Origin of the sequence: Bacillus sp. GMa5/1 (genome assembly GCF_050172015.1) — a bacterium.
In the GTDB taxonomy this organism is placed as follows: domain Bacteria; phylum Bacillota; class Bacilli; order Bacillales; family Bacillaceae_G; genus Bacillus_A; species Bacillus_A cereus.
The window spans coordinates 1-11,221 of record NZ_JBNLYC010000134.1; the positions used below are offsets into that span (position 1 = coordinate 1).

An 11,221-nucleotide genomic window follows, 5' to 3' on the forward strand; every position below is an offset into this window, starting at 1 on the left:
TTTATATACATATATTGTATATTATTAAAATAAAAAAACCTACTACATGAATATTCAAGAGTAAGTTTTCTATCTCATTATTTCATTATAGACAAATGCATTATTATTTGTTGGCCTATTGGTCCCATTCTTCTAAAACCTTTATCTTGGAAGCCGACTTTTGCATATAAATTTTGTGCAGGAATATTTCTTTCATTCACAGCAAGTACAACTTCATTTTTTATTGGAAAATAACGTTTTACAAACTCTTCTAATAATAACAATGACTTTTTAGCGAATCCTTTTCTTTGTCTATTGTGATTAATAGAAAATGATGTTAAAAGTAAAGCATCCTCATTATCTGTGAACTCCTTTACTCTATCTCCCGTTTCCAATGCGAAAAGACCCACCGGTACCCCATTGTAATCTAAAATAACAATCACATTTTTTGTACGATCACTTTTTGCTTTCTCCAGTAATGCGCTTGGATCTGATGTAAACTGAACTTGTTCACTTGGTAAAGTAAATGTTTGTATAACTTCTTTATATTTCTCCTTATACGGAACTAATTGAATTTCCCCTGTGTGTATGTTCATGCTAAACTCTCCCATTTTTTAGCTTATTAACTTATACCTTGCTGTGCTTTTGAATGCACTCTTCCATCTAAAAAGGTAATTTCAACAAATGAATTTGGATTGTTTCCTTTCCAAGCAAAAATTTGTTTAATTTGTGTAGAATGTTCTACCCCTTCTTCTATAAGTAAATCTCCTTCAAAACCAATTAAATCTTTCACTTCTGTATAAGTCATCCCTTCATTTATACTCGAAAAATGATTTATATTGATAGACTCTTTCTGTTGCCTTTCCATCACAGTAGAAGAAGTTGCTGTTTGATTTTTCACTTCTTTTCTCTGTTCACACGCTGTCATACTGAAACCTAAGCATAAACTAAACAATATACATGCGCTTTTTTTCATCATAACAGTTGTCCCTCCCATCATAATTAAACCATATTTTTCCTTAAAAATAAACTGAATATTTAATATTATATTTAAAAACCTCGTACAATTAAGTACGAGGCTAATTTCATTTATTCAAATGATTATTTGATTGATCATCCTGTTCTTTTCTTAACTCTTGTTCTTCATCTTTTGGTAATTGTTTATCATTATCTTTAATTGGATTCGTTTCTCTATTTTCTATCATATCATTTGGAACTTGTGGCATTACTCGGCCCACAATAGCGGCTAATTCATCTAGTATACCTTCACCTGTTTTTCCTTTTTTAATTTGCTTTCCGATTTGTTTGAGCCGTTCATACGTATCAACATCTGCTACAACGACTGCATTAGCACCGTCAGGGTCATTTTTTAAACTTTCTGCAACAGAGTATTTAATTGATTCAACTCGAGTTCGATCAAGTTTTGCTTTTACATCAATACCTACAATAGCATATTTTCCAACAACGACCGCTGTTGCATCATTCACACCTGGCACACTTGCTGCTAAAGATGCTAAATGATCTGCTGCTTTTTCATTTGGCTTATTTGATTTATTCGTATAATTAACATTTTTCATTGAAACATTTTTTTGTTCCGGCTTTTCGTTTGGATTGTCTTTTTTTCCAATACTGCATCCAGTTATAACGAAGCAAAGCATCAATATATATATTAGAGTTTTCATTATTTTCACCACTTCACTATTAAGGTTTAATCATAAATTTTTTCAACAGCTTGCATTTTCTTTACCTTTTCCTCGGCCCCGCTATTAGCATTAATGAATATTTGGTACGTATCTTTTCCTAAAGTGCCTACAAATTCATAGCAAAGCACTTCATTATGCAAATCATTGACTACTAAAGCTTTACGTTCTTCCATGACTTTTACATCCGGATTGATTTTCTTTCTTGCTTCTGCTGCAGTTAGCTTTGCCGATGGAACTGTTCGCTTTTGATGTGACGCTAAATATTCTTTTGCGGAGAACCCAACGATAGAACCATCATCTAAAGCAATTTTCATTTGGATTGCTTCTGGATAAATTCGTACTCCATTTTCATTTACTACATACGTAAATACACCAACATTATCATATTGAGAGCTATCATAAAGCTCCATATTATTAAACTTATGGTCCTTTAAAAATTTCAAACCTTTACTACCTGCATCGTTTAAACTAACTTTCTGTTCTTTAATTTCGCGGTTATTCATAACCCAAATTGGATATCCGCCTTTTCCGGTAATATCCATATAGAACTCATTATTCGTTGCTTCATCTTTAATTTTCACACTATAGAAGGATTCTTTCGCACCTTTTCCGCTTTTCTCAACATCTACTTTTTCATTTCCTTTTAAATTCAAAAACGATTTGGCAATTTTCGCCGCTTCATCTTTAGAAATTGCCTTTCCTTCCGCTTCAAATCCGCCTTTTTTATTTTTTTGCGCACTTGTAAAGGTCGGTCCGAAGTTTGTAGAAGAATATGATGTTACGTTTTTCTCTACAGTTTTCAATCCATCAATAATTGTGTTATCTGCTGGATCGCGATTTGATGCAAGTGCCATTTCTACATCCATCCAGCGTAAATTATTTTTCAAAACAAGATGTTGTACTTTTCTTAGTTCATCTTGTATATTTCCTGCATTTGAATATAAAGTTTGCAACGTTTTATATTCTTGCTCATTTAACGGTTCTTTTTCTAAATCACGAATGGCTGCACGGTAACTAAAATCACCGATATTCGCTAAAAATTCTTCCGTTTTATTAAATGGCATTAATGTTAAAGGAAGTTGCCCTACATCTGAGCGAGCTTCAGATGTTAAACGCCATACATCCGCTAATGCAGGTGATAAAGATGATCGTGAATTCATCGCAAGTGTTGTTCCAATTTTATCGTGTAATAAATCGACTTCGTATGCTAAATCATGGAATGCACGTTGATAGCTATTTTCCGCTCGAATTAAAACTGCATTTTTCTCTTGGTGCTCTTTATAGCCCCAATAGCCTGTTCCTACTACACCGACTGTTAATAATACAATGATAATACCTCGTAACATTGTCCCACCTCCGCTCTATTTACAGAAAATATGTTTACCGATTTTTTTAATTTGTGGACGAGTCCAAATCCATTTACTAGTCGCGGTATCTGGATTGAAATAATATAAAGCATTTCCTGTTGGATCCCATCCGTTAATCGCATCTAAAACTGCTTTTTTTGCTGTTTCATTTGGCGTTAAATATATTTGCCCATCGGCTACCGCTGTAAATGCTCTAGGCTCAAAGATTACACCTGAAACAGTATTTGGGAATGACGCACTTGTAACACGGTTCAAAATGACAGCAGCTACTGCAACTTGTCCTAAATATGGTTCACCGCGTGATTCTCCGTATACTGCGTTTGCCATAAGCTGAATATCATTTTGAGAATAACCGTTCGGAACATTTGTCCCTTTATTTTGAGGTGGTTTATTCTCTTGTGCAGTGCCACCGCTATTTCCTTTATTCGTTGTCGTCCCTTTATTAGCAGTTGACTTGTCATACTTCGTTGCCTTCACGAGCATTTGCTTCGTTTTAGCTCCAGCTAAACCATCAACGGGTAATCCGAATTTCTCTTGAAAATTCCGAAGTGCCCAATATGTACCCCATCCGAAAACACCATCCACTTTTCCCGTATAAAACCCGTTATATTTCAAACGAGATTGCAGTTCAATGACATCTTCGCCAGATGCTCCTCTTTGAATAACTTGATTAGAAAAAGCTTCTACATTCTTTAATTGTATACTACTGACCATTAAAGACAGTCCTATGAACGCAAGTAAAACTGCTATTTTAAAAATAGCTTTTTGGCGCATAATTTTCCCTCCTTAATTACGGAAATGATTTCTTGGTTATGTTTTGTAAAAGCCTCGCTTTTATGTAAAGAAGACAAAAAAATCCAAACTAATATCGTTGAAAAAATATGTAAACAATATAAAAAAGGATAAAAGGAGTTCATCATGAAAAAATTGTTAAAACGTGTCGCACTTGTCATTCTGTTCCTAACAACATGTTCAAATATATATACAGGCTCATCAATTGTTCATGCGCAGCCGCCGTATGCCAAATGGGGTAAACTTGCCGTAGAAAAGACGAAAGAACAATACCCAAAAGCAGAAATTATTGACTATCTTCATATAGGTAGAAAACCAAAAACAGTTCAAATAACTGTTGAAAAATTTAAATTGTGGTTACGTGAGAACGGAAAAGAATACGGTGTTTTTGTTGATGTAGAATTTGAAACGAAGACGGAGAAATTTATAAAGTTGTCGTTTCAGAAGACGAGTAGATAAAGTGAAACCTTAATCAGTGGGGGTTTTGTTCATCTCCCACTAATCATCAGCCCTCACCAATCGGACTTTTACGGGCAGCCCGACAAATAGCTGGATAAAGTGAAACCCCCACTGTTAAAAACAGACACAGTGGGGTTCTTGCATTTCTAAAATTCTTTTCTAAAGTTTCGATTCCCTAAAAATCTTACCAATATACAAATAGCACCAATTACAACTGCTATCCCTATACTGTATAAAAGTACTTTACCATATCCACCTATTCTCGGATCTAAAAACGGATATGGATACCAATTCACGATTGGACCACGTATTAAGCTATATACAACGTAAAAAAACGGGAATAAAAGCCAACTTGCAGCTTGTTTCCAAGTGATTTTCTTAATAGGTGGATTTAAAATCCAATCTAAAAGCATTGTAATCGGCATGATATAATGTAGCACAGTATTTACCCATGGTATTGCCGTTTGAAGTGACTCTTCTAATCCTCTTAGTAACAAAAAATAAACGAGTCCTGTCGTAAGTATATATACCGTCGCCGCACCACGAAGTATACTAAACTGCTCTGAGCGACCAAATGTAGCTGTTCCGATACTACTTAAAAGGAGAATACATGCAACTAAAATGTTACTTTCGATAGTAAAGAAACTAAAAAAGTTAACTGGATTGAACGGTTTCACTTGTGCCCTGATTATGAATTGCGTAATAATGGCGCTACATACTAGAAGACTTAAACAGAATCTAAATAAAGATAAAATTTTTTCATCCTCCATACATTCCCTCCTTTTCTTATATATAATTAGAATTTCCCTGTACATGCTCAATAAATAGTTTTAATGGAACGAGCCCACGTTTTGGCATATGACTACTTATAATAGCTACTACTTCTAACTGAGGAATGATAACGATGTATTGTCCGCCGTATCCCATAGCGAAATATATACAATACGGTATGTGAAATCTTTCGGTATGTAATACCCACCAGTGATATCCATATGTGCCGACATGTTCATATGTTTCAAAATGCGCCCTACTTGACTCTTCTAACCATTTCGCTGATACAATTTCTTTTTCATTCCAATATCCATTTTGCAAACATAATTTTCCTAATTTTAATAAATCGGTAGATTTCATTTTCATACCGAAGCCGCCGACATATATACCCTGCGGATCTTGTTGCCACTCGTATTCGTTAATTTCTAATGGATTAAATAAATATTTCTTTGCAAACCGCTCTGTCGACATTCCAGTAGCTTCTTGAATAATATAGCTCAGTAAATGAGAAGAACCTGAATTATAATTCATTTTTGTAGCAGGTTCTTCAATTATTGGCTTTTCTAATATGTACTGTACCCAGTTCTCTGATTCTACAAAGTCATTTGGGAATACTACTCCATTCCCAAACTCTTTCCAGTCCTCACCAGTAGTCATTGTTAATAAGTGATATAGTGTTAAATTATGTTTTCCCCTAGGTACATTTTCAATCCACTCTGTGATCGGTGTATGTATATCATTTATATAGCCCTTATCAACTGCAATACCAATTAATAAAGATACGATACTTTTTGTAATCGAATTTATTTTATATAAGTTATTTGCACATTCGGGTGTTTTATAATACTCAGTTGTTAATTGTCCTTTTTGATAAACAAGAAATGTATTCACTTTTTTCTTTTCGAATTTATTTTCTAGTTGCTTGAAATCCAAAAACTTTACCTCCATTTAAATAGTTAATCCATTTATTATATCTTGTTCCTTCATTTTAAACATAATTGTGCTCAAATAAAAATAAACCTGTCAGCCATAATGAACTGACAGGTTTATTTTTATAATTTTGTACGAACATTCCAAAGCTCTGGGAAGAATTGTTGATCAAGTACTCGCTTTAAATAAGAAACACCGGAGGATCCACCTGTACCCATTTTATGTCCAATAATTCTTTCTACTGTTTTCATATGACGGAAACGCCATTGTTGTAGCCAGTCTTCAATATCAATCAATTTTTCAGCAAGCTGATATAAATTCCAATATTTTTTCACATCCGCATACACTTCTAACCATGCTGCTTCTACTGTTGCATCTTCTTCATAAGGCTGCGTAATATCACGGTTTAACACATCTTTATGAATAGGGAATCCTTCTTTTACTAATGCTTGAATCGCGACATCATATAGACTTGGTGCATGTAGCGCTTTATGAAGTCGTGCATGTAATTCTGGATCCTTTTCATAAATTTTTAATGCATGTGGCGTTTTATAGCCAAGTGCATACTCAATCATACGATATTGATACGATTGAAAACCTGAAGCTTGACCGAGTGAATCACGAAACTCAATATATTCTGATGGTGTTAATGTCGCAAGAATATCCCAAGATTGAATAATTTGAGACTGAATTTTTGATACACGTGCTAACATTTTAAAAGCTGGTTGTAATTTATCTTGTTTAATAGATTCAATCGCCGCATTTAGCTCATGTAAAATGAGCTTCATCCAAAGCTCACTTGCTTGGTGAATAACGATAAATAACATTTCATCATGATGGTCTGATAATCTTTTTTGAGAAGATAGTAAACTATCTAATTGTAAATATTCCCCATACGTCATATTCTCTTTAAAATCCGTATGAATCCCTTTTTCCATAATTACTTTTTCATTTTCTTTCATATTAGCCAAACGCCCCTTTTATATGATTCTACTTATATTGGTCTAATAACGGCTCGAACTGGACTTCCATCCGCATCAGTTAATGCAAGTGGTAATGCAATCAATTCATAATCACCGTCTGCTACATGATCTAGTACGACATTTTCTAAAATATGAATTCCATGTTTAAATAATTGATGATGCGCTGCTAATTCTTTATCATCTAGCGGATCAACTGATGGGACATCTACTCCGATTAAACGAATACCTTTCTCCGAAAGAAAAGGTGCTATGTCTGCACGTAAATGAGGGATCACATCTGGAAATTCTTCAGCTTTTCCATGTGAAGATGTACGTAATAATAATCGTTCTACACCTTCTAAATGAAAGCTTTCTAATTCCTTTTTTCCGATGCTTTCAAGATTAGAAACGTCAATAATCCGTGCTGGGCCAACATAAACTTGAACATCTAAATCCAATACTTTCTTTCCATCATTATCAAAATGAAATGGTGCATCAATATGAGTGCCTGTATGAATACTCATCGTTAACTTTCCAACATTTACTGAGCCACTTTCTTCTTTTGACCATGAAACTTCATATGAGAACGGTGTGTCTCCTGGCCACGTTGCAATATCATTATTTAGCGGTTGTGAAATATCAATCCACTCTGATGTTTTCATGCTTATGCCACAACCTCTCGCTTATTTTCAAACTGTTTATACTCTTCTTCTTTCATAATTTTCTTTAATATTTGTACAGATTTCCACACTTCTTCATATGTGTTATATAAAGCGACCGGCGCAAGTCTTACTCCATTAGGTGCTCGGAAATCAGGGATAACTCCATTTGCTTTTAGCGCTTTACAAATACGTGCTGCTTCTGCATGTTCTAAATATATGTGCCCGCCACGTTTTTCATCCTCTAATGGATTTCCAATTGTAAATCCGAAATCTTTTAATTCGTGATCAATTAAATTCAGCATATATCTTGTAATATGTAAAGATTTTTCGCGTAAACGTTCAATACCAGCATCTTTAAACATTTCAAGAGAACCAATTAAAGGTGCTGTACTTAATACGTGCGGTGTACCAATTTGATAAGCACCTGCATGATCGGCAGCTGTTAATGTATGCTCCATATCAAACTGTTTATCTTTTCTAGAACTAAACCATCCAGACAATCCTGGCAGTCTATTAAAATGTTTACTATTTACATAAAGACCTGCAACACTACCCGGTCCTGCATTTAAATATTTATAATTGCACCAAACAGCAAAATCGACATCCCAATCTTTGAAATGATGCGGAATAGATCCTATTGAATGGCATAAATCAAATCCAATGTGAATGCCGCGTTTATGAGCTTCCGTTGTTAAACGTTTCATATCAAGAATTTGACCACTTCTATATAAAACAGAAGGTAATAAAATTAAAGCGATATCATCTTCCATCGCATGGATAATATCTTCTTCAGAAAGTGTTCTACCATCTCGGCTTTTCACTCTTACTAAATGCTCCTCTGGATCTAATCCTTTTAAACGAATTTGACTTTGAAGTGCATAAATATCTGATGGGAAAGTCAATTCATCCGCAAGTATTTTTGTACGTATTCCTTTCGGCTCATAAAACGTCGCAATAACTTGGTGTATATTCGCAGTTGTGGAACCGGTTACAATAGTTTCTTCCGGTAAAGCTCCAATAAGAGGGGCTGTAAGTTTACCTAATTTCTCTGAAAGGAAAAACCACGGATGCTCACCTTCTGTCCAGCCGTCAATACCATACTCTTTCCACGAATCTAGCAACGTAAGTAATGATTTCTCTGCTCTTTTTGAAAGTAGCCCTAATGAGTTTCCATCTAAATATATAGTACCTTCTTTTTTATAGAATTCAGTTTGAAAATCTTTCAGTACATCATGTTTATCACATTCAAGCGCATACTCATAAGTTGGTTGAAATGGTTCTTTATACATGGTGTCACCTTCTCTTAATTTTCTTTTTATTCTAACTAATTGAAATATATCACCTTAATTGATACAACGTCAATGATATTATGTCAGTTGACTTTATATATGAACTTCTTTTACAATACAATTATATTTTCAGATATTTCAGTATAAAGAGGTGATTCTTTGAAAAACAGTACCCTTTCATCAAGAAAACACCGCTCCTTAGAAACGAAGAAGAAACTATTACACTCTGGTTACACTATTTTTATACGTAACGGATTTCAAAAAACGACAATTACACAAATTATTAAACATGCAGAAACCGGATATGGTACAGCATATGTATACTTCAAAAACAAAGATGATCTCCTAATTAGTTTAATGGAAGATGTTATGAATCGTTTTTATAATATCGCTGAACGCTCTTTTTCTCCACAAACAAAAGAGGAAGCACGTATAATGATCCAAAATCAAGTTAGAGCATTCCTGCAATTAGCAGATGAAGAACGCGCTATTTTGCAAGTTGTAGAGGAAGCGATAGGATTATCAAGAGAAATACAGCAAAAATGGGATGAGATTCGGGAACGTTTTATAACAAGCATTAAACAGGATATTACTTACTCTCAAGAAAGTGGATTAGCACAACCTAATTTAAATAAAGAGATTGTAGCACGCGGTTGGTTCGCGATGAATGAATCGTTTCTTTGGACTATTATGCAAAATGACAAAAAGATTAACTTAGAGGAAATTGTGTATACGTTAACGGAGATGTATACGACCGGGTTATATAAATAGCACACCTTCAATAAATAAGGTGTGCTATTTTACATCTATAAAAATATATTATCCGGGTATGGTAGTGCTAAAGGAGGCTTTTCAGAAAATGAGAAATATTGTAGTTTTAAAGATTCACCATCTATCGATTTCAGTTTTCCACTAGTAATTTCACATTCAAACACAACAACAATATATTCTACTTGATCGCCATTCGGATATATATGACGGAACCTTTCCCCTCCAAATACCCCTTTTTGTTTTTTCACTTGTACTTTCAATCCTGTTTCTTCCCATACTTCCCGAATTACTGCTTCTTCTGGAGTTTCTCCAGGTTCAATTGCTCCAGCCGGCAAACTCCAATATTCTCCGCCAGGATATTGAAATAAGAGTTCTCCCTGCTCGTTTTTAATAACTGCAGCTACACTTGGCATGAATATTAGTTCATGTCCTAATTGCTCCCGGATTTTTTTATAATATAGCGACATCGACATATAATTCTCTCCCACTCCATTAATGAATAACTGTATTTTCTGACATATATTCTATAATAATACCAATAACAATTTCTATATAGAAAGGATAAGAAAATGACCCAAGTACAACTAGTAAATAGCTTTCTATCATTTTTAGGAACGACAAAACAGCCTACTAGCTTAAAGTTTTTAAATGAGCTTATTAAAGCTCATCAAGAAAAAGTAAAAGAACCAATACACTTATCAAATATGAAAGAACTTATTTCAAGGTCTAACGATTGGCATACATCTCCTGTATTAAAGAAAATTCAGATTTTCGGTTATATCGATGGTATTCCAACTTCTATTAATGATAATGTTTTAAAACGATATTTCCAAGGTAAGAAAAGAGAACAAATCATTACATCTTCTGAACTTAATTATTGGATAACAGAAAGATTTTGTGTTGATAAAGAAATATATGAAAGAGCTATTGAGATTTTCAATGAAAATTTTTCAAACAGTAAAAGCGTTACTCATGAGATTGAGTAACGCTTTTACCTTAATATATTTTTAATATTAATCTTCTTTATGATAAGCAGCTTCTACACATTCTGCTAGACGTTCCATTTGTTCTATAGTTAAACCTCGTGAAATCCAGCCTGTTAACTTATACATCATTTTATAATAAAAATTACTAGGTTCATATTCTGAAATTAATGTTAGTGCTGTACCTTCCTCATCTTCTTCTAACATATAAGTCATTGCTGAATATCCTTGCTTCATTTCACTACCAAGTGAAATAATATGCGGTGCATTGTATTCAAGGATTTCTACTTCAGCCTCGAATATTTTCTTACCGACTTTTTGAACAGTAATATATTTATCTCCTACACGTGGATTCTCTTTATCCATATTTGAAGGATAGCGATTTTCTATTATAAACGTATTCCATTCTTTTATTTTTTCATCTTCTATTATGTAGTCACATACAACATCCAATGGTGCTTTTATTACTATTTCAATTGCAAAACTCATTATACTGCCCCTCTCAAATACCCTATCCATTTCTATTTTAACTAAATCATTATGCCATATTTTA

15 protein-coding genes are annotated in these 11,221 nt (G+C 33.9%); 3 read left to right on the top strand and 12 right to left on the bottom strand.

Annotated features, from left to right (window positions below; all coding sequences use genetic code 11):
* Positions 1-77 precede the first annotated feature (77 nt).
* The 5 genes from ACQGSG_RS22280 to sleB form a co-directional block, all read right to left on the bottom strand.
* A complete protein-coding gene (locus ACQGSG_RS22280; RefSeq protein WP_002061531.1) occupies positions 78-590 on the bottom strand; it encodes a GNAT family N-acetyltransferase in 513 nt (170 codons plus the stop codon).
* Positions 591-601: 11 nt separating this feature from the next.
* Positions 602-958 carry a hypothetical protein gene (locus ACQGSG_RS22285; protein ID WP_000976447.1) on the bottom strand — a complete coding sequence of 119 codons (357 nt, stop codon included), beginning with the start codon at positions 956-958 and terminating at the stop codon, positions 602-604.
* A 106-nt stretch (positions 959-1,064) separates the two neighbouring features.
* Positions 1,065-1,661 (bottom strand): YhcN/YlaJ family sporulation lipoprotein, encoded by a 597-nt coding sequence (locus tag ACQGSG_RS22290; protein ID WP_000854053.1) that lies wholly within the window; start codon positions 1,659-1,661, stop codon positions 1,065-1,067.
* Between the two features lie 26 nt (positions 1,662-1,687).
* On the bottom strand, positions 1,688-3,028 hold the full coding sequence (gene ypeB / locus ACQGSG_RS22295; RefSeq protein ID WP_000943727.1) for a germination protein YpeB: 1,341 nt from the start codon (positions 3,026-3,028) through the stop codon (positions 1,688-1,690).
* Positions 3,029-3,043: 15 nt separating this feature from the next.
* On the bottom strand, positions 3,044-3,823 hold the full coding sequence (gene sleB, locus ACQGSG_RS22300) for a spore cortex-lytic enzyme (RefSeq protein WP_001249053.1): 780 nt from the start codon (positions 3,821-3,823) through the stop codon (positions 3,044-3,046).
* A 144-nt stretch (positions 3,824-3,967) separates the two neighbouring features.
* Between sleB and ACQGSG_RS22305 the strand changes: the two genes are divergently transcribed.
* Complete coding sequence (locus ACQGSG_RS22305) at positions 3,968-4,300, top strand: DUF3889 domain-containing protein (RefSeq protein WP_000734903.1); 333 nt, start codon at positions 3,968-3,970, stop codon at positions 4,298-4,300.
* Positions 4,301-4,446: 146 nt separating this feature from the next.
* Here ACQGSG_RS22305 and ACQGSG_RS22310 read toward each other — a convergent pair whose 3' ends face one another.
* From ACQGSG_RS22310 to kynU, 5 genes are all read right to left on the bottom strand, one after another.
* Positions 4,447-5,070, bottom strand: a complete 624-nt coding sequence (locus ACQGSG_RS22310; protein ID WP_325843087.1) for a Pr6Pr family membrane protein — start codon at positions 5,068-5,070, stop codon at positions 4,447-4,449.
* Positions 5,071-5,086: 16 nt separating this feature from the next.
* Entirely contained in the window at positions 5,087-6,004 is a 918-nt protein-coding gene (locus tag ACQGSG_RS22315) for a serine hydrolase (protein WP_325843086.1), read from the bottom strand.
* Between the two features lie 119 nt (positions 6,005-6,123).
* Entirely contained in the window at positions 6,124-6,963 is an 840-nt protein-coding gene (gene kynA, locus ACQGSG_RS22320) for a tryptophan 2,3-dioxygenase (protein WP_000661957.1), read from the bottom strand.
* Positions 6,964-6,995: 32 nt separating this feature from the next.
* Positions 6,996-7,625, bottom strand: coding sequence for an arylformamidase (kynB, locus tag ACQGSG_RS22325; RefSeq protein WP_000858061.1), 630 nt, complete (start codon positions 7,623-7,625; stop codon positions 6,996-6,998).
* A 2-nt stretch (positions 7,626-7,627) separates the two neighbouring features.
* Positions 7,628-8,914, bottom strand: coding sequence for a kynureninase (gene kynU, locus ACQGSG_RS22330; RefSeq protein ID WP_000276309.1), 1,287 nt, complete (start codon positions 8,912-8,914; stop codon positions 7,628-7,630).
* A 159-nt stretch (positions 8,915-9,073) separates the two neighbouring features.
* Here kynU and ACQGSG_RS22335 point away from each other — a divergent pair, with 159 nt between their 5' ends.
* The gene (locus ACQGSG_RS22335; protein ID WP_000798550.1) at positions 9,074-9,685 is read left to right on the top strand and encodes a TetR/AcrR family transcriptional regulator; all 612 of its coding nucleotides are present in this window, start codon (positions 9,074-9,076) and stop codon (positions 9,683-9,685) included.
* Positions 9,686-9,720: 35 nt separating this feature from the next.
* Here the strand turns inward: ACQGSG_RS22335 and ACQGSG_RS22340 are convergent, their stop codons facing one another.
* Complete coding sequence (locus ACQGSG_RS22340; RefSeq protein WP_000062927.1) at positions 9,721-10,158, bottom strand: NUDIX hydrolase; 438 nt, start codon at positions 10,156-10,158, stop codon at positions 9,721-9,723.
* A gap of 96 nt (positions 10,159-10,254) precedes the next feature.
* Here ACQGSG_RS22340 and ACQGSG_RS22345 point away from each other — a divergent pair, with 96 nt between their 5' ends.
* Entirely contained in the window at positions 10,255-10,671 is a 417-nt protein-coding gene (locus ACQGSG_RS22345) for a hypothetical protein (protein ID WP_000195533.1), read from the top strand.
* Between the two features lie 27 nt (positions 10,672-10,698).
* Here the strand turns inward: ACQGSG_RS22345 and ACQGSG_RS22350 are convergent, their stop codons facing one another.
* Positions 10,699-11,157, bottom strand: coding sequence for an SRPBCC family protein (locus ACQGSG_RS22350; RefSeq protein ID WP_000006411.1), 459 nt, complete (start codon positions 11,155-11,157; stop codon positions 10,699-10,701).
* Positions 11,158-11,221 lie beyond the last annotated feature (64 nt).